Genomic DNA, 17,136 nt, shown 5'->3' with positions numbered 1-17,136 from the left:
TGTGCGCCGTAGGCTGGACGCATGCTGCTCGATCTCACCGCATCATCCGTTGAACTCACCCGCGCGATCTGTGACATTCCGAGCGTCTCCGGCGATGAGGCGAGCCTTGCCGATGCGATCGAGGCTGCGTTCACGCCGCTGTCGCACCTTGAGGTCATCCGGCACGGCAACACGATCGTCGCACGCACCAACCTCGGCCGCGCGCAGCGCGTGGTGATCGCCGGTCACATCGACACCGTGCCGATCAACGACAACGTGCCCACGCGCAACATTGACTTCGATGGCGAGCCGCACCTCTGGGGTCGCGGCACCGTCGACATGAAGGGCGGTGTGGCCGTGCAGCTCAAGCTCGCCGCCGAGCTCACCGATACCGTGGTCGACATCACCTGGATGTGGTACGACAACGAAGAGGTCGCAGCATCCCTGAACGGACTGAATCTGCTCTCCGCCGACCGGCCAGATCTGTTCGTCGCAGACTTCGCCATCCTGGGTGAGCCGTCTAACGGACAGGTCGAAGGTGGCTGCAACGGTACGCTCCGTGCGATCGTGCGTACGCACGGCGTCAGGGCCCACAGTGCGCGTGCCTGGATCGGCGAGAACGCCATCCACTCTGCGGCGCCGATCCTCGCCCGCCTCGCGCAGTACCGTGCCAAGGAGGTACAGGTCGAGGGCCTCGCCTACCGGGAGAGCCTCAGCGCCGTGCGCATCAGCGGCGGCGTCGCAGGCAACGTCATCCCTGACCTCTGCGAGGTCGAAGTCAACTACCGATTCGCTCCGAGCAAGACGGCAGCGGATGCCGAGGCTCACGTGCGCGGTGTACTCGAGGGCTTCGAAGTCGAGATCACGGACTCCGCAGAAGGTGCCCGCCCCGGTCTGGATGCTCCAATCGCACAGCAGTTCGTCGCTGCCGTCGGCGCCGAACCGCGGCCTAAGTATGGCTGGACCGACGTAGCGCGGTTCTCCGCTCTCGGCATACCGGCAGTCAACTATGGCCCAGGAGACCCGCACCTCGCCCACCATGACGAGGAGCGGGTACCGCTCGCTCAGATCGACGCCGTAGAGCGGGGTCTGCGGGCGTGGCTCACCGCGCGCTGATCGGCGCTGTGCGCCGCTGGGCGCGCATACCGGTCGCCGGTCGCATTGCGGTGATCTACGTCCTCGGACGCCTGATCACCACCGGATTTCTTCAGCTCGCCGCGCACCTCTCCGGCCCCGGCACGCGCTTCGGCGCTGATGCGAATATCGGCAGTTTCGTGCTGGGCTGGGATGCGCAGTGGTACTGGCTGGTGGCGTGGGGTGGCTACCCATCGGTTTTACCGCTCGCTGAGTCAGGACAGGTCGCAGAGAATGCCTGGGCATTCATGCCGGTATACGCATACGCGGCTCAGCTGCTCGGCATCCCGTTCGGATCCTGGGGTGCCGGCGCACTTCTGATCTCTCTGGTTGCAGGTTTTTTCGCGTGCCTGATGCTGTACCGGCTGCTGCATCAACGCATCGGCAACAGTGCCGCGTTGTGGGCCGTCGCTTTCTTCGCCTGGGGGCCACTGGCCGCACTCTTCCAGATCGGTTACGCAGAAGTGCTGTTCGTACTGCTCCTGCTGATCGCGCTCGATCTTGTGGCACGACGCCGCTTCGCATGGGTGTACCCGGTGATTGTCGTCATGGCATTCACCCGCCCCGGCATCCTGGCCTTCGCGCTGTATCTGGGGCTCTACGGCATCCTGCGCTGGGTGCGCCGTCGCACAGACCCGCTGCCCACGCGCGATGTGGTGCACATTGTCGCTCTCGGCGCTTTGGCCACGGTGACCGGCTTCGCCTGGCAGGTCATCGCCGGCCTCGTGACGGGCGACCCAGGTGCGTACTTGGCGACCGAGCTGTCCTGGCGGCGCAACTGGGGCATCGGGGCGGAGACGTTCGTGCCGTTCGACGGATGGGTGCAGGCCGCGCAATTCTGGTTCACGCAGTGGGGGATGCCTGGATGGCTGGGGCTCGTGGCGCTCGTGCTGCTGGTCGTCGGAGTTGCTGCTGTGCTGCTGCGTGCCCCGCAGGTTCGCCTGATCGGTGCAGATCTGCGCCTGTGGAGTGCGAGCTATCTGCTGTACCTGCTGGCCGTGTTCTTCCCGCAGTCGAGCGTATTCCGGTTGCTCCTTCCGCTCACGCCGCTGTGGGGAGCCGTCGCGGTGCCGCGGTCACGCCCATACCGAGTGGGGGTGCTGCTGCTGTGCCTGATCGGCCAGTGGCTCTGGATTTATCACGTGTATGCGCTAGGGAACACCTTCTGGCAGGTGCCCTGAAAGACGTTCATGACGTATTCTTCCGGCGTGCGTGCCGGGGGCGGAAGCATACCGATAAACTTGATGAATACCACCGAGGGAAAAGGAGCCACGATGGCAGCGATGAAGCCGAGGACCGGAGACGGGCCCATGGAGGCCGTGAAGGAAGGACGACTGATCATCGTCCGCGTTCCCCTCGAAGGCGGCGGCCGACTGGTCGTCTCCGTGAACGATGCTGAAGCAAAGGAGCTCCACGACGTGCTGGCCGGCGTCGTGAGCTGATCTCGATAAAAAGACGAAGGGCGGTGGATCTCGCGATCCACCGCCCTTCGTCTTTTTGGTTGTCAGTCTGCGTTGATGCTGACCAACTGAAGCAGACCCTCACCGACTGTCGAGATCGCCGCGAGCACCGCGGGGGACTCCTGAGTCTCCTGCACGAGCGAACGGTAGGCGCTGGTGACGGTGTCACGTTGCACCGGATCTGCGGCTTTGCCTCCCGCAAGAACGCGGGGAACCAGCACGATGCCGCCGGTGCGGACAAGGCGCAGCCCATGTTCGACGTACTCGATCACATTCTCGGGGTCGGCATCGACAAGGACGATGTCGTACGACGCTTCATTCATGCGCGGCAGAACATCGGATGCCCGACCGGTGATGAAGCGCGCCTTCGTGGACGCAATCTTTGCCTCGCTGAAGCTGCGACGAGCCGCGGCGAGATGCTCAGGTTCGTTGTCGATCGACGTGAGTATTGCTTGAGGGGCCCCGCGCAGCAGCCAGAGGCCGGAGACTCCGGCGCCGGTGCCGATCTCGACGATCGATCGGGCGTTGGTGGCCGCTGCGAGCACTGCGAGCTGTGCGCCGATCGCTGCGCTGACAGGGGAAGCACCGATCTCGATCGCATGCGCACGGGCGCGCGCGATGGCTGCGGGCTCGATAATGGCCTCGCGGATGTACCGTGCGTTCGCGTCGTTCTCGCTCATGACCATCTCCTATAGCTGCTTTCACCAGAGTATTCGCATGCCTTGTTCTTGGTCGGCAGGCGCGGCGGGTAGCCTGTGTACATGGATTTCGGTCTCACCTTCGAGAAGCTGCTGCTCATCGGTGTGGTCGCTGCGATCATCATCGGTCCTGAACGACTTCCGAAGGCCGCTGAGATGTTCGCTGGCTTCGTGCGAAAGGCGGGGGAGTACCTCCGCGACACGAAGTCCAGAATGCGTGAAGAGATCGGTCCGGAGATCGACGACGTCGACTGGCGCAAGCTCGATCCGCGTCAGTACGACCCGCGCCGCATCATCCGTGATGCCCTGATGGAGGACACCCCTACATCTCGCCCGCCTGCGCCTGCCGCCGTCGCAACCGTAGCGCCGGACGCTCCGCGTACCTCCATGGTGCGGCCGGAGTTCACACGTGACTCTCCGCCGCCGTTCGACGTTGAGGCAACCTGAGTCAGATTCGTGACTTGAGCTGGGCGACATCTGCGTCACTCAGCAACACGCGTGGTACCGCTGTGATCACGGACTGGCCACGCAACTGCAGAATCACCGCGTGCTTGCCGACGCGAACAGCGCGAAATGTCGAATACGCCATATCGGAGACTCCGCGCTTCGAGATCAGCTTGATCGTCTCGTCGCCGACCTGCACGGCCGCTTTGGTACCTGCAGGCATCGACGTGGCAATGGCACGGTTGACGGAGGCCCGGGTGAAGATGATCGATGCGACGATCAGTGCGGCAATTGCCAGGAGAGTCCAGCTCAGATTCGTCGCCTGTTCCTCATCTACGTTGCCGATCATCGACAGCACGATGGCGTTTACGATGAACGCGGCGATCAGCGCCGTATAGGCGATGATCGCCAGCGGGCGAGTCAGCGTGTAGATCGTCGCATCCCATGTCATGCCGCGCAGAAGCTCTTGGTCGACGAGGAGAGATCGGGGTGCTGATTCGCTGGTCACCTCAGAAGTCTTTCACGCTCCGCGTGACTATCCGGCGGGTTCTACTCTGTTCACTGTCATAGGCAGCGATCTGCCTGCCAGGTGGCGCCCCTGATGTGCGAGCTTCACCGCCAGATCGCGAACCGTGCGAGCGGCGATGTCGCCTGGCTCACCCAGGACGATGGGAATGCCGGTGTCGCCGCCCATACGCAGGGCAGGGCTGAGTGCAATGCTGGCAAGCAGCGGCACCTCGTCGCCGGGCCGAGATAGGGCTTCGGCGACTTCGGCGCCACCGCCCGCGCCGAACAGGTCGAGCACTGTGCCGTCTGCAAGTGTGAGTGCAGCCATGTTCTCGATCACGCCGATGACCTTCTGGCCAGTCTGCCGCGCGACGAGTCCACTGCGGATGGCGACCTCGGATGCCGCGCTCTGCGGCGTCGTGACGACGAGCACCTCGGCGTGGGGGAGGATCTGCCCGATCGAGATCGCGATGTCGCCAGTCCCAGGTGGCATGTCGATCAGCAGCACATCGAGGTCGCCGAAGAAGACGTCGGTGAGGAACTGCTGCACGGTGCGATGCAGCATCGGACCGCGCCAGGCGACCACGGCCTCACCATCGCGCAGGAACATGCCGATCGAGATGGTCTTCACTCCGTGTGCCACTGGTGGCAGCATGAGGTCGTCAATGCGCGTCGGCTGGGTTCCGGGCGGGATGCCGAGCAGTCCGGGGATCGAGAACCCGTGTACATCGGCATCGACAAGGCCCACTGCGAGGCCCTGCTCGGCCAGCGCGACGGCGAGGTTGGCAGTGATTGTCGACTTGCCGACGCCGCCCTTGCCGCTGGAGACGAGGATGACGCGTGTGAGCGATTCTGGCCCGAACGGCATCTGTCGAACGGGGCGGCCACCGCGGAGCTTCTCGGTGAGCGCCTTGCGCTCTGCCGGTGTCATGACCCCGAGATCGACCGTGACATCAGAGATTCCGGGAACGGATGCCGCGGCGCGACGTACATCGCTCTCGATACGGTCTGAGGCGGGGCATCCGACGATCGTGAGCGCGATGCCGACGTGGGCATGCTCTCCGTCGACGGAGATCTCGCGCACCATGTCGAGGTCGCCGATTGGCTGTCGCAGCTCGGGGTCTGATACCGCGCTGACCGCCTGCCGTACGAGTTCTGAGAGTGTCATGCGCGTGGGCGGCGCGGCTTGGTCGAGATCGGGCCGGTCTCGGTGCCTGGTGCCTCTCCGCCGTCGCGTTCGTCGTCGAGGCCGGCCAGCATCGCCTTGAGCTCTGCTCGCAGCACATCCCGCGTCACCGTCTGGGAGTTGCGTTCTTCCAGCGCCATGCGCAGTGCGACGATCTCACGGGCGAGGTACTCGGTGTCGGCGAGGTTGCGCTCGGCGCGCTGACGGTCCTGCTCCATCTGTACGCGGTCGCGGTCATCCTGACGGTTCTGCGCGAGCAGGATAAGGGGAGCAGCATACGACGCTTGCAGGGAGAGCATCAGGGTGAGCGCGGTGAATCCGAGGGCAGCGTCGTCGAAGCGCACCGAGTAGGGCATCAGTGTGTTCCACCCGAGCCACGCTACGCAGAACAGCGTGAGGATCAGCAGGAACGCGGGCGTTCCCATTGCCCTGGCGACCCATTCCGTGAACCGGCCAAACCGGTCTCGCGACGAAGGCCGCTGGCGGGAGGCACCGCGCCCGAGCGGAGCGTCCAGTCCGGAACGGTCAGGCCTGGCCATCATTGCGCACCACCGTCGGTGGCGACAGCAGCCTCGGAATCATGCGTGCGCCAGTCATCCGGCAGTAGATAATCGAGCACGTCATCGATGCTCACCACGCCGACGAGGCGGCTAGCAGCATCGACGACGGGGAGAGAGACGAGGTCGTAGCTGGCGAGCAGGCGGGCGGTCTCGGCGGCGGACGCAGTCACCGAGATGGGCTCCATCGTCTCGTCCACGATGGCACCCAGACGCTCGTGCGGCGGGTAGCGCAGCATCCGCTGGAAGTGCACCACTCCGAGAAGGCGACCCGTCGGCGTTTCGAACGGCGGGAGTGTCACGAACACAGCAGCGGCAAGAGCCGGGTGCAGTTCGTGGCGTCGGATCAATGCGAGCGCCTCGGCAACGGTGGCGTCTGCGGAGAGGATGATCGGCTCGGTGGTCATGAGACCGCCCGCCGTATCGGGCCCATAGTTGAGCAGGGTCCGAACGTCTTCGGCTTCCTCAGGCTCCATGAGTTCGAGGAGCTGCTCGAGACGCTTCTTCGGGAGCTGCGCCAGAAGGTCGGCGGCGTCATCCGGTTCCATGTGGTCGAGGATGTCGGCGGCGCGCTCATCGCCCAATCCGTCGAGGATGTGCACCTGTTCGTCTTCCGGCATCTCCTCGAGGGCGTCGGCGAGGCGATCGTCAGGAAGCTCCTCGGCGACCTCGATCATGCGCTTCTGCGGCAGATCAAGCAGGGTCGTCGCGAGATCGGCGGCGTGCAACTCCGAGTAGGAAGCGACGAGCTGCTCCGCGGACTGCGATTCTCCTGGTGTGCGCTTCTCCGTGACCTCGTGCCAGGCGGCGAAAGTCGTTGGCCCCTTGGCGAACGGGGAGGCGCTGGTCTTGGGCTTGCGGAGGAACAGCTGGCTGACGTTCCACTCGCCCAGACGGTTCGGTTCGATGGCGACATCTTCAATCACGGCGCTGCCGGTGCCATCGACGAGGTCAACGCGGCGGCCGAGAAGCTCGGCAAGCACGCGCACTTCACCAGGACGGGGCTGGAAGCGGCGCACGTTGATGAGGCCAGTGGTGAGCACCTGTCCTGATCGGATTGAGGTGACGCGTCCGATCGACATGAAAACGTGGCGGCGGCCGGGGATCTCGACGACGAGGCCGATCACACGAGGGGACGCCGTACTTCGGTAGACGATGACGACATCCCGGACCTTGCCGAGCCGGTCGCCCACGGGGTCGAAGACGGCGCAGCCAGCAAGGCGCGCGACGAAAACCCGTTGTGTACTCACGCTCCCAGCGTAGTCCGCGGCCTGCCGAACTCGGGCTCAGCGCTCGCATGCGTGGAACAATGGGTGCATGAGCATGCTGAATCGTCCTGCCGCTGGTGCCGTTGTGGGCGAGACCGTCGCTTCGGTACGTGAGTACGAGGCCGCCCAGAAGACTGTTTCGAAGTTGATCGCAGGTGACGTACCTGCGCGCGACATCGCGATCGTCGGTCAGGGCGTGCGCACGATCGAGCGCATCACCGGGCGACTCGGCTACGCGGCGGCCGCGCGTTCAGGCGCGGTGAACGGAGTGCTCATCGGGCTTTTGCTGTCAGCGATCCTAGTGATCGGAAATCCGGATGCTCCGATACAGCTGTTCGTCGGCTTCGTCTTCATCGGCGTCGCGCTCGGCATGATCCTGAGCCTGGTGACGTACGCGATTGTGCGACGTCGTCGCGACTTCGCGAGCGTCACGCAGCTTGCCGCTGATCACTACGAGGTGACAGTGCTGCCGGCGTCGCTGGCGAAGGCTCGCGAAGTCGTCGGCGATCAGCGCACCACTGTGGTGCGTCCACCGGTCGATCTGACTGAGCCCCCGCGTTACGGTGAGCGCGTCGATCCGGGGGCGAAGCCTGCCGCGTCTGCGAGCAGCGAGACAAGTGCAGGTTCCGTGGGTGGGCATGTGATTCCGCCGCGCCCGGCCGATCCTTCGCCTCGTTTCGGTGAGCGAGTGTCGGATGATTCAACCGCGGATGCTTCGGCGTCGGGTGAGTCGGCCGAACCGGTTAAGTCGGCCGAACCGGTTGAGTCGGCCGGATCCGCCGCTGAGTCGGATTCCCCCGCTGAGGAGCCTGGCGATAAGGCCTGAGCATGCTCATTCCGGTCGAACTGCCGAACGGGGCGGTTTCCGTCTCGGGCGTGTGGAGTGCCGGATCGGGTCGCGGCGCCGTCATCATCGCTCACGGTGCGGGAGCAGGGATGGAGCATCCATTCCTCACCGGCTTTGCAGAGGCGCTGAACGCGCTGGGCTTTTCGACGCTGCGCTTCAACTTCCCCTATCGCGAACAGGGGCGTCGGATGCCGGGACCAGCGACTCATGCGATTGCGACCTGGCGCGCGGCAGTTCAGCTAGCCCGCGCTCAGACGCCTGAAGCGCCGGTGTGGGCTGCAGGCAAGTCCTATGGTGGCCGGATGGCATCGATGGCCGCAGCCGAAGGGCTCGCGGTCGACGGGCTGATCTATCTCGGGTACCCATTGCATGCTCCGGGGAAGCCGGAGAAGCCCCGCGCCGAGCATCTGCCCGCGATCGCGGCGCCGCAGCTCTTCATCGAGGGGACGAATGATGCGTTCATTCAACCGCTGCAGCAGTTCGAAGAGGTGGTCGCGACCTGTCAGGACGCTCGTGTCCACTGGATCGAGGGCGGCGGGCACTCGTTCGAGGTGAAGGGCAACAAACGTGCTCCGGAGGTCGTCGGGGCGTCGTTGGCACCGCTGGTGGCGGAGTTCGCTGGCGACGTGCACGCGGGGCATCCGTGACGAGCGGGTTCCATCATGTCGAGCTATGGGTAGCGGACCATGCCGAGTTCGGTGTGTGGCGCTGGCTGCTGCGCGAACTGGGCTTCACACTGACGCAGGAGTGGTCGGATGGCATGTCCTGGGAGGCGGGCGGTGCGTACCTGACGCTGACGACATCGCCGAATCTGTCGGTATCCGAGCATGATCGTCGTCGGCCAGGTATGAACCATCTGGCGTTCCGTGGTGGCACGCGGGAAGCGGTGGATGCCTTGATGGCTTCGGCCCCTGCGCACGGCTGGCAGGAGCTGTATCAGGACCGCTATCCGCACGCGGGAGGCCCGGATCACTATGCCGGCTGGCTTGAGAATGCTGTCGGTTTCAAGGTGGAGATCGTCGCTGGCTGAACGTACGAGCGGGGCATCGCCCGCTTCGGAGAAGTGCGTCTTCTTCGGACGTTTCACCAGGATTCCTCCGAGGATGCGCCACATCTCCGAGTGCAACGCTCGCAGATGAAACCGATTCTCGGGATCTGTAACATGGCGGGATGCCTCTTGCTCTCGTCACCGGCGCCGCTCGCGCAAACAGCATCGCAGCAGGCATTGTTCCGCGCCTGATCTCAGACGGATGGGAAGTCGCCACGAGCGACCTTTCAGATGCCGATTTTCCCTGCGACCTGTCTACTCACGAGGGTCCGGAGGCACTGATTGCAGCCGTGATCCGTGACCGGGGGCCGATCAGCGCGCTCGTGCTCAGCCATGCGCACGATGTGAACTCCGGCATCCTCGATACAACTGCCGAGAGCTTCGATGCTCATGTGGCGATCAACGCGCGTGCGAGCCTGTTGCTCATCGCGGCGTTCGCGCGACAGCTTCCTGCAGGTGGCGGAGCCGTCGTCGCGCTCACCAGCGACCACACCACGGGGAACCTGCCTTATGGCGCGTCCAAGGGAGCTCTGGACCGTCTCGTGATTTCTGCGGCACGCGAGCTCGGACCTCTCGGTATCTCGGCGAACGTACTGAACCCCGGTCCCATCGACACCGGATGGATGGACGAAGGCTTTGCCACCGAACTCATCCCGGCGCATCCCCTCGGCCGCATCGGCAGACCGAGCGACATCGCAGCATTCATCTCGTTCCTTCTCTCAGATGAGGGCCGCTGGGTCTCTGGACAGCTTCTGCACGCCGACGGCGGCTTCTCGGCGCGCTACTGAATGCCTCTCGATGCCTCTCGCGATCTTCGACCTCGACGGAACACTCGTAGACCAGGCGGCCGCTGCGCAGCGGTGGGCGTCTGAGTTTGGTGGGGCACAGGGGCTGAGCGAGGGCCAGGTTGCACGGCTCGCTGCGTCCTTGGCTGAACGGCGATCAAAGGGTGAACTCTTTCGAGATTTCATCAACGAGCACCGGTTACCTCTGGATGCGGATGCCGTCTGGGCCGGTTATCGAGTTCGGATGCCGCAACTTGTCGGCTGCGCTGCGGAAGATCTCGAGGCGCTGATTAAGTTGCGAGTGAGTGGGTGGACCATCGGCATCATCAGCAACGGCGAAGTGGACAACCAGGAATCCAAGATCCGCAATACCGGCCTCGGAGAAGTTGTCGACGGGTGGGCGATCTCTGCGGAAGTGGGGGCGCGTAAGCCGGATCCAGCAATATTTGAAGCGCTGGCCCATCGACTCGGCGTCCCACTCTCCGGATGGATGATCGGCGACGCGCTCGATGCTGACATCGCCGGTGGCGCTGCCGTCGGTCTGGAGACCGCGTGGATCAGTAAGGGAATGCCGTCGCATCCGGGCGATCCGGTGCCGACGATCGTCGCCTCGTCAGTGCATGACGCGATCTCGGAGATCATCCACCGAACCGGCATCGCACGAGCAACAACCTGATCAGCCAGCGAACGCCCGAAGCTCTTCGTCTTTCAATAGTCGCTCGATCGTAGACAGTCCCAGCGCGCTCATCGCAGGATTCGAGTCCACGTAATACCAACCGAGGCCCATGGCCTGTTGCAAGGCCCAGGCGGCGCCACGCAGCCATTCCACGTCGCTCACTCCGAGCCCCTGTCGCACACGCTCGCGGCTATCCGCGTCGAACAGATGCCACGCGGCGACCAGATCCAACGCCGGATCGGCGGGCCCGAACGCGCCGCCATCCAACACTCCTCTGAGTCGGCCGTTCGAGACGAGCAGATTCGGTGGCGTGAGATCGCGGTGCGACATGACATCGGCTCCGGCCGACGGCAATGAGTGAAGCACGTTCCACAGGCGGGCGGCGGCTTCGGCATCGAGCAGCCGCGCACTTCGAGAAAAGCACAGTTCCAGCCATTCGTCGTGATCACGGAGGTTTCCACCGCGGCCGTTCCCATCGAACGTCCGTCCGTTGGAACTCACACCACGCAACGCGGCGATCAGCGTCACGATGTCGTTTGCGAGGGCCTCGGAGGAGGCATTGCGAGATGGACTTGCCACGTCTCCCGGAACCCAGGTCTGAATCGACCATGCCGACGGATACTCCGCTGTCGCTACGCCGACGCCGAGAGGCTCCGGAGCGGCAAACGGCGCGGCGACAGCAAACGTGCCCAGTTGCTCTGCCTCAATCTCAACCTCCGCCGTAGACACGGCTTCGAGTGGGAACCGCGCAACGAAGCGGGCTCCGATACGGAAGATCCCGTTCACCGTTCCCAGCGTCGCGACCCTCCGCACCGGCATTCCACGGTGCGCGGGAAACTGCTCGTCGATCAGTCGCCCGACGAGAACTTCATCGACGTCGAGCTGTCCAGCGTGCACGTCAGCCCTGCTGCACCCGCGCGATCCACGCCTCGACGTCGTCGACCGTCCTCGGAATTTCCGCCGACAGGTTCACGGGGCCGTCATCCGTCATGAGGATGTCGTCTTCGATGCGCACGCCGATGCCGCGCAGCTCCTCAGGAACAGTCAGATCATCGATCTGGAAATACAGGCCGGGCTCGATCGTGAAGACCATGCCCGCCTCCAGCACGCCGTCGTAGTACATCTCACGACGTGCCTGCGCGCAGTCGTGCACGTCGATGCCGAGGTGGTGCGAGGTGCCGTGCACCATGTAGCGACGGTGGTGGCCACCGGCATCCGCGTCGAGCGCCTCTTCGGCGGTGACAGGCAGCAGGCCCCACTCGGCCACGCGCTTGGCGATCACAACCATTGCGGCCTCATGAACCTCGCGGAACCTCACGCCTGGACGGGCCACGGCGAATGCGGCATCCGCAGCCTCAAGTACCGTCTCGTACACACGCCGCTGCACATCGGAGAAGGTGCCGTTCACAGGCAGGGTGCGTGTGATGTCAGCGGTGTAGAGGCTGTCGGCCTCGACCCCGGCATCCACCAGGATCAGGTCGCCGGGTACGACAGCGCCGTCGTTGCGCGTCCAGTGCAGGTAGCAGGCGTGCGGGCCGGATGCCGAGATCGTGTCGTACCCCTCGCCGTTCCCGTCCTCACGCGCGCGACGGTGGAAGACGCCCTCGACGACGCGTTCGCCACGCGCGTGACGGGCAGCATCGGGCAGAGCGTGAATGATGTCGTCGAAGCCACGCGCTGTGATCTCCACTGCACGCCGCATCTCGCCGATCTCGTACTCGTCCTTCACCAGACGCAGCTCAGATGCGAAGCGAGCGAGGTCGGCATCCTCCAGCGTGACGTCGTCGTCTGACGCGGCGAAAGCGGTGAGGTGATCGGTTGCGACTGCCAGATCTGCGGCGACGCCGGCCAGTGACGGCCGCGCACCGATCCAGAACTCGCCGACGGTGGCGTCAGCATAGAACTCGGTTGTCGTGCGATCCGCTCGCTCGCGGAAGTACAGAGTCACATCGTGCCCGGCATCCGTCGGCTCGAACACAAGCACGGAATCCGGCTCGGTGTCAGCAGCCCATCCGGTCAGGTGCGCGAACGCTGAATGCGCGCGGAACGGGTAGTCCGTGTCATTGGAGCGCTGTTTGAGCGACCCAGCCTCGATCACGAGACGCTTGCCAGGGAACGCTGCAGAGACGGCCAGCCGCCGTGCCGCGGCGAACTCCGCCTGCGCACGCGCTTCCGGCATCGACTCGGGCCGCTCTGCCCAGCCTGTCGAGATCGTGTCGAGGAATCCGCGGGGGAATGGCTGTTTGCGGTTCGTGACGGGGGCTACAGCGATGGTGTCGCTCTCTGCAGTGTTCATGCATCCAGTCTCTCACTCGGACTTAGGCTGGGGAACATGACCAGCAACACCGCCGCGCCACGATTCTCTACGCTCCTCACAATCGTGATCGACGTGGTCTTCGTTGCCGTGTTCTGCGTGATCGGTCGCCTTTCACACGCTGAAGGCATCTTCAGCGATATTCCCGGCCTGCTGAACACAACATGGCCATTCCTCATCGCCGTTCTCGGCGCACACGCTGTTGTGCTCGTGCGGCGAGGACGCGCAGACCGGATGCCGGCGGGCACCATGATCTGGGCCGTCACCGTGATCGTCGGTCTGCTGCTGCGCGCACTCAGCGGTCAGGGAACGGCGCTGCCGTTCGTCATCGTCGCAACCCTGGTGCTCGCACTGTTCCTGCTCGGGTGGCGTGCAGTGCTGGCGCTCGTGCAGCGAGTGCGGGCGCCTGGGCGTTCATAACTTCGCAGGGAACGATCGTTCTCGACCTGTATGCGCTAAGAAATGCGGTTCTGTGGCCGATTCTGCGAAGTTGTGAACGGATGGGGCCGCTGAACGGCCTCAGTCCGCCGGCTCCAGCTGCACAACCAGTGCCCTGTGATCGCTCCCAGACGCATCCAGCACAAGCGATCCTGTCGGTTCCCAGTTCTGGCTTGCCATGACATGGTCGATCGGCGCACCCACGAGTTCGGGGAAGGAAGCCGGCCATGTCGCCGTGAACCCGGTTCCGGTGCGCGTAGCTGTGTCTCGGCAGTAGCCCATATCGCCGCCTTCTACACCGAGCGTCGCCATATGGTCGATCGTTGCGTTGAAATCTCCGGCGAGGATGAAATCACCTGCCGGACACTGATCCGCGATCCACTTCAGATCCGACTGCCAGTGCGCCATGTCTTCGATGCGCGGCGCGACGGCGTGCACAGCCACGATCGTGGGGCCAGTACTGTCCACCGGCATCACGACTGCGCTCGGCACTGAACTGGTGTTGCTGGTGCCGTCCTGTGACGAGGCGATCACCGTGTAGTCGCCCAGCTCGGGGGAGATGAGGATAGTCGTCTCCCACGCCTGCGGGCCATTGTCGACGTTGCCGAACTGCACGTGGTGCACCCACATCGGATGCCCCTGCTCACGCAGCATTATCGCGATGCGCTCGCCGACGGATTCCGCTGTCTCCGGCAGTGTGACCACATCGACCTGCTGCGTGAGGATGGTGTCGGCGATCGTCTCGGCCGAGACTGCTTCCCCGGCAGTGTTCCACGTGAGCACGCGCACGCTGTCCTCAGACTTCTCAGGCATCGTTCCGGTGCCGAAACCGCGCATCGCTCCGATCCCGCCAATGGCGACAGCGCCCACCAGGGAGATGATCAGAAAGGATGCTGCAAACCCCCGCAGCGGCCGTGCAAACAACAGCAGCAGTGAGACCACCGCGATCACGAGGAATCCGCCGAGTACCGCACCGCGGACGGCGACCAACTGCGCAATCGGGAATGTCTGCTCGAGCTGGAAGAACTGCGGCCACACGACGATCGCCGTCGCAATCGCGAACAGCACCGTGATCAGGATCCCCAGCAGTCGAAACATCACTCCCAGCCTACGGGCGCTCACTGTGAAACCCCTGCCGCCTCAGTGCATGCCGACGGCAGTAATGTCGAAGCATGACAGACGTGCAGCGCTTCCGAGGACCCAACGATCTGCACCTGCATTCCAACCACTCGGACGGCACCGAGAACCCTGGGCAAGTGGTGCGTCAGGCCCATGCCCACGGCATCCGAACGCTCGCGCTCACCGATCACGATCGCACCACAGGATGGGGCGAGGCCACAGCGGCAGCGGCATCGCTCGGCATGACCTTCCTGCCGGGAATGGAGCTGTCGTCGAAGTATGAGTGGCGCAGTGTGCATGTGCTCGGATACCTCTTCGACCCAGAGGATGCCGCGCTGCGCGCTGAGACTGATCGCATCCGTGAGGATCGGCTCGGAAGGGCCGAGCGCATCGTTCGCAACATCGGCCGTGATTACGACCTCACCTGGGATGACGTCGTCGAGCAGACAACGGCGGATGCCACCGTCGGCCGCCCGCACATCGCTGATGCGCTCGTCGCCCGCGGTATCGTCCGGGACAGATCAGCGGCGTTCGACGGCATCCTGCACCCGCGCGAAGGGTATTACGAGCCGCACTACGCACCGGATCCGCTGACCGCAGTCGGGCTCATCACGGACGCCGGAGGAGTCGCCGTCATTGCACACCCCGTGACCGCAGGACGGGACCGGATGATGCCGCTCAGCTTCGTTGAACGTCTCATCGCCGCTGGCCTCGGCGGGTTCGAGATCGACCATCGTGAGAACACGGCGCAGGGCAAGCGGATTCTGCGTGATCTGGCGGCGAAGCACGACCTCCTCGTGACCGGCTCCAGTGACTATCACGGCTCCGGAAAGCCCAACCTGCCGGGGGAGAACACCACGAGCGACGAGATGGTCGCGCGTATCATCGCCCAGGCCACCGGGACCCCGCCGCGCTACCCCTGAGCGTTCGTTCGCTGCTCGGCCTCGTTCCTCGCTCAGGCACACGAAAGGGCGGACGCCGAAGCATCCGCCCTTTCATATCAGAACCTACGCGCCGGCTGGCGCAGCACCACCTGAGCGGCGACGGCGACGGCGGCGCTGCGGGGCGGACTTGCCGTCGTGGTGCTCACCGCCCTTGCCATCGTGAGTGCCAGCGCCCTCGGCGTCGCGGTCGGCTGCAGGAGCCGCATCCGACGATGCCGGCGCTTCGGTGGGCGCACCCTCGGCGAAGGTCGAGCCGACCTTTTCGCCCGACCCGCCGCGGCGGCGACGCCGACGGGTGCCGCTCTCGCCGGAACCCTGTTCAGCGGCGGCATCTGCAGCGCGCTCCGGACGCGGCGTGCGCTGCGTCTTCACAGCCTGCGTCTTGGGCGCCGTCGTCAGACGACCCTTGGTGCCCACCGGGATGTTCAAGTCTTCGTAGAGGTGCGGGCTTGACGAGTAGGTCTCCATGGGCTCGGGCTGGCCAAACTCGAGTGCCCGATTGATGAGTGCCCACTTGTGCAGGTCATCCCAATCGACGAACGTGACCGCGATTCCGGTCTTGCCCGCGCGGCCTGTGCGACCGGCGCGGTGCAGGTAAGTCTTGTCCTCGTCCGGGATCGTGTGGTTGATCACGTGGGTCACGTCGTCGACGTCGATGCCGCGGGCGGCGACATCCGTCGCAACGAGCACATCGCGCTTGCCTGCCTTGAACGCTGCCATCGAGCGCTCGCGCTGCTCCTGGCCCATGTCGCCGTGCACACCGCCGACGTTGAAGCCACGGTCACCGAGTTCATCCACGAGGCGCTGCGCCGCACGCTTGGTGCGGGTGAAGATCACCGTCTTGCCGCGGCCTTCGGCCTGCAGGATGCGGGCAATGACTTCGTCCTTGTCGAGCGAGTGCGCCCGGTACACCAGGTGCTTGATGTTCGCCTGCATCAGACCCTCGTCGGGGTCATTCGCCCGAATGTGGATCGGGTTGGTCATGAAGCGGCGGGCCAGGGCCACGATCGGGCCGGGCATCGTCGCCGAGAACAGCTGCGTGTGGCGGACAGCGGGCACCTTCTGGAAGATCTTCTCGATGTCAGCGAGGAAGCCGAGGTCGAGCATCTTGTCTGCCTCGTCGAGCACGACCTCTGTCGCGTTCGACAGATCGAGCAGGCGCTGGCCGGCGAGGTCGATCAAGCGACCCGGGGTTCCGACGACGATCTGCGCGCCAGCCTTGAGCTGGTCGATCTGGCCTTCATATGCCTTGCCGCCGTAAATGGCGACGACGCTGGTGGAGCGATTGCTGGTGAGCAGGTCGATGTCTTCGTAGACCTGCACGGCGAGTTCACGTGTCGGCACGACAATTAGTGCCTTGACGCCGGGTTCCGGGTTCTTACCGAGACGCTGGACGACGGGCACGCCGAAGCCGAAAGTCTTACCGGTACCGGTCTTGGCCTGGCCGATGATGTCCTGGCCGGGGAGGCCGAGGGGGATGGTCTGCTCCTGGATGGGGAACGCGTCGATGATGCCCTTGGCAGCGATTGCGTCGACGATGTCCTGATCGATACCTAGATCAGCGAAAGTTGTCACTTGATTTATTTGCCTGTCCGGCGGCCTTCAGATGAGAAGGGAGCGCCTCGTTACGGATCCACGCCGTCTCTTGTGCCACAGGCGCGGGGCCCTGCTCCTACGGCAGGGGCACCTCAAGCGTACCCGAGGGGCGCAAAACCACGTGGATTCCAGATGC

The 17,136-nt window shown here is 64.6% G+C and carries 20 protein-coding genes; 11 read left to right on the top strand and 9 right to left on the bottom strand.

Translation table 11 applies throughout. The annotated features are described in order from the left end of the window. The first annotated feature begins 21 nt into the window (after positions 1-21). The 3 genes from dapE to AC1C2Q_RS02630 all read left to right on the top strand — a co-directional run bounded on the left by dapE (position 22) and on the right by AC1C2Q_RS02630 (position 2,555). Positions 22-1,095 carry a succinyl-diaminopimelate desuccinylase gene (gene dapE, locus AC1C2Q_RS02640; RefSeq protein ID WP_495448890.1) on the top strand — a complete coding sequence of 358 codons (1,074 nt, stop codon included), beginning with the start codon at positions 22-24 and terminating at the stop codon, positions 1,093-1,095. Next, a complete protein-coding gene (locus AC1C2Q_RS02635; RefSeq protein ID WP_495448889.1) occupies positions 1,077-2,294 on the top strand; it encodes a putative hexosyltransferase in 1,218 nt (405 codons plus the stop codon). The genes dapE and AC1C2Q_RS02635 overlap by 19 nt, the downstream gene beginning before the upstream one ends. A 93-nt stretch (positions 2,295-2,387) precedes the next feature. Next, complete coding sequence (locus tag AC1C2Q_RS02630) at positions 2,388-2,555, top strand: DUF3117 domain-containing protein (protein ID WP_084595462.1); 168 nt, start codon at positions 2,388-2,390, stop codon at positions 2,553-2,555. A gap of 62 nt (positions 2,556-2,617) precedes the next feature. On the opposite strand, the gene AC1C2Q_RS02625 is transcribed toward AC1C2Q_RS02630, so the two are convergent. Continuing rightward, entirely contained in the window at positions 2,618-3,253 is a 636-nt protein-coding gene (locus tag AC1C2Q_RS02625) for an O-methyltransferase (RefSeq protein WP_495429503.1), read from the bottom strand. A gap of 81 nt (positions 3,254-3,334) precedes the next feature. Here AC1C2Q_RS02625 and AC1C2Q_RS02620 point away from each other — a divergent pair, with 81 nt between their 5' ends. Beyond that, on the top strand, positions 3,335-3,718 hold the full coding sequence (locus AC1C2Q_RS02620) for a twin-arginine translocase TatA/TatE family subunit (RefSeq protein ID WP_495429502.1): 384 nt from the start codon (positions 3,335-3,337) through the stop codon (positions 3,716-3,718). A 1-nt stretch (position 3,719) separates the two neighbouring features. On the opposite strand, the gene AC1C2Q_RS02615 is transcribed toward AC1C2Q_RS02620, so the two are convergent. From AC1C2Q_RS02615 to AC1C2Q_RS02600, 4 genes are read right to left on the bottom strand one after another with little or no spacing between them, the layout of a single operon-like run. After that, entirely contained in the window at positions 3,720-4,223 is a 504-nt protein-coding gene (locus tag AC1C2Q_RS02615; RefSeq protein ID WP_495448888.1) for a YcxB family protein, read from the bottom strand. Positions 4,224-4,250: 27 nt separating this feature from the next. Then, positions 4,251-5,390: an Mrp/NBP35 family ATP-binding protein gene (locus AC1C2Q_RS02610; protein ID WP_495448887.1), complete on the bottom strand. Its 1,140-nt coding sequence runs from the start codon at positions 5,388-5,390 to the stop codon at positions 4,251-4,253. Beyond that, positions 5,387-5,947, bottom strand: a complete 561-nt coding sequence (locus tag AC1C2Q_RS02605) for a DUF1003 domain-containing protein (protein ID WP_495431685.1) — start codon at positions 5,945-5,947, stop codon at positions 5,387-5,389. The genes AC1C2Q_RS02610 and AC1C2Q_RS02605 overlap by 4 nt, the downstream gene beginning before the upstream one ends. After that, a complete protein-coding gene (locus tag AC1C2Q_RS02600) occupies positions 5,947-7,215 on the bottom strand; it encodes a magnesium transporter MgtE N-terminal domain-containing protein (protein WP_495429499.1) in 1,269 nt (422 codons plus the stop codon). The genes AC1C2Q_RS02605 and AC1C2Q_RS02600 overlap by 1 nt, the downstream gene beginning before the upstream one ends. Positions 7,216-7,282: 67 nt before the next feature. On the opposite strand from AC1C2Q_RS02600, the gene AC1C2Q_RS02595 reads away from it, so the two are divergent. The 5 genes from AC1C2Q_RS02595 (at position 7,283) to AC1C2Q_RS02575 (ending at position 10,589) form a co-directional block, all read left to right on the top strand. Next, on the top strand, positions 7,283-8,059 hold the full coding sequence (locus AC1C2Q_RS02595; protein WP_495448886.1) for a YflT domain-containing protein: 777 nt from the start codon (positions 7,283-7,285) through the stop codon (positions 8,057-8,059). 2 nt (positions 8,060-8,061) lie between these two features. Then, positions 8,062-8,727: an alpha/beta hydrolase family protein gene (locus AC1C2Q_RS02590; RefSeq protein WP_495448885.1), complete on the top strand. Its 666-nt coding sequence runs from the start codon at positions 8,062-8,064 to the stop codon at positions 8,725-8,727. Continuing rightward, a complete protein-coding gene (locus AC1C2Q_RS02585) occupies positions 8,724-9,110 on the top strand; it encodes a VOC family protein (RefSeq protein WP_495448884.1) in 387 nt (128 codons plus the stop codon). Before AC1C2Q_RS02590 ends, AC1C2Q_RS02585 begins: the two co-directional genes overlap by 4 nt. Positions 9,111-9,250: 140 nt before the next feature. Next, entirely contained in the window at positions 9,251-9,916 is a 666-nt protein-coding gene (locus AC1C2Q_RS02580; protein ID WP_495448883.1) for an SDR family oxidoreductase, read from the top strand. 10 nt (positions 9,917-9,926) lie between these two features. Next, on the top strand, positions 9,927-10,589 hold the full coding sequence (locus AC1C2Q_RS02575; RefSeq protein WP_495448882.1) for an HAD family hydrolase: 663 nt from the start codon (positions 9,927-9,929) through the stop codon (positions 10,587-10,589). Here AC1C2Q_RS02575 and AC1C2Q_RS02570 read toward each other — a convergent pair whose 3' ends face one another. Further along, the gene (locus AC1C2Q_RS02570; RefSeq protein WP_495448881.1) at positions 10,590-11,486 is read right to left on the bottom strand and encodes a phosphotransferase; all 897 of its coding nucleotides are present in this window, start codon (positions 11,484-11,486) and stop codon (positions 10,590-10,592) included. It abuts the gene before it with no gap. A gap of 1 nt (position 11,487) precedes the next feature. Then, a complete protein-coding gene (locus AC1C2Q_RS02565) occupies positions 11,488-12,885 on the bottom strand; it encodes an aminopeptidase P family protein (RefSeq protein ID WP_495448880.1) in 1,398 nt (465 codons plus the stop codon). 36 nt (positions 12,886-12,921) lie between these two features. Between AC1C2Q_RS02565 and AC1C2Q_RS02560 the strand changes: the two genes are divergently transcribed. Next, positions 12,922-13,323 carry a DUF3054 domain-containing protein gene (locus AC1C2Q_RS02560; RefSeq protein WP_495448879.1) on the top strand — a complete coding sequence of 134 codons (402 nt, stop codon included), beginning with the start codon at positions 12,922-12,924 and terminating at the stop codon, positions 13,321-13,323. Positions 13,324-13,422: 99 nt separating this feature from the next. Here AC1C2Q_RS02560 and AC1C2Q_RS02555 read toward each other — a convergent pair whose 3' ends face one another. Continuing rightward, entirely contained in the window at positions 13,423-14,439 is a 1,017-nt protein-coding gene (locus AC1C2Q_RS02555; protein ID WP_495448878.1) for an endonuclease/exonuclease/phosphatase family protein, read from the bottom strand. A gap of 74 nt (positions 14,440-14,513) precedes the next feature. Here AC1C2Q_RS02555 and AC1C2Q_RS02550 point away from each other — a divergent pair, with 74 nt between their 5' ends. Next, positions 14,514-15,383: a PHP domain-containing protein gene (locus AC1C2Q_RS02550; RefSeq protein WP_495448877.1), complete on the top strand. Its 870-nt coding sequence runs from the start codon at positions 14,514-14,516 to the stop codon at positions 15,381-15,383. An 84-nt stretch (positions 15,384-15,467) separates the two neighbouring features. On the opposite strand, the gene AC1C2Q_RS02545 is transcribed toward AC1C2Q_RS02550, so the two are convergent. Next, entirely contained in the window at positions 15,468-16,979 is a 1,512-nt protein-coding gene (locus tag AC1C2Q_RS02545) for a DEAD/DEAH box helicase (RefSeq protein ID WP_495429489.1), read from the bottom strand. Between the last annotated feature and the right edge of the window lie 157 nt (positions 16,980-17,136).

The organism is Microbacterium sp. Y356 (assembly GCF_059445355.1).
The sequence above is the reverse complement of the archived record's forward strand: the minus strand, read 5'-3'. Positions and strand labels throughout refer to the sequence as shown.

Coding starts and splice junctions, on each gene's coding strand:
- dapE (WP_495448890.1), top strand. CDS start 22: ATGCTGCTCGATCTCACCGCATCATCCGTTGAACTCACCCGCGCGATC.
- AC1C2Q_RS02630 (WP_084595462.1), top strand. CDS start 2,388: ATGGCAGCGATGAAGCCGAGGACCGGAGACGGGCCCATGGAGGCCGTG.
- AC1C2Q_RS02625 (WP_495429503.1), bottom strand. CDS start 3,253: ATGAGCGAGAACGACGCGAACGCACGGTACATCCGCGAGGCCATTATC.
- AC1C2Q_RS02620 (WP_495429502.1), top strand. CDS start 3,335: ATGGATTTCGGTCTCACCTTCGAGAAGCTGCTGCTCATCGGTGTGGTC.
- AC1C2Q_RS02610 (WP_495448887.1), bottom strand. CDS start 5,390: ATGACACTCTCAGAACTCGTACGGCAGGCGGTCAGCGCGGTATCAGAC.
- AC1C2Q_RS02605 (WP_495431685.1), bottom strand. CDS start 5,947: ATGGCCAGGCCTGACCGTTCCGGACTGGACGCTCCGCTCGGGCGCGGT.
- AC1C2Q_RS02595 (WP_495448886.1), top strand. CDS start 7,283: ATGAGCATGCTGAATCGTCCTGCCGCTGGTGCCGTTGTGGGCGAGACC.
- AC1C2Q_RS02590 (WP_495448885.1), top strand. CDS start 8,062: ATGCTCATTCCGGTCGAACTGCCGAACGGGGCGGTTTCCGTCTCGGGC.
- AC1C2Q_RS02580 (WP_495448883.1), top strand. CDS start 9,251: ATGCCTCTTGCTCTCGTCACCGGCGCCGCTCGCGCAAACAGCATCGCA.
- AC1C2Q_RS02575 (WP_495448882.1), top strand. CDS start 9,927: ATGCCTCTCGCGATCTTCGACCTCGACGGAACACTCGTAGACCAGGCG.
- AC1C2Q_RS02565 (WP_495448880.1), bottom strand. CDS start 12,885: ATGAACACTGCAGAGAGCGACACCATCGCTGTAGCCCCCGTCACGAAC.
- AC1C2Q_RS02560 (WP_495448879.1), top strand. CDS start 12,922: ATGACCAGCAACACCGCCGCGCCACGATTCTCTACGCTCCTCACAATC.
- AC1C2Q_RS02555 (WP_495448878.1), bottom strand. CDS start 14,439: ATGTTTCGACTGCTGGGGATCCTGATCACGGTGCTGTTCGCGATTGCG.
- AC1C2Q_RS02550 (WP_495448877.1), top strand. CDS start 14,514: ATGACAGACGTGCAGCGCTTCCGAGGACCCAACGATCTGCACCTGCAT.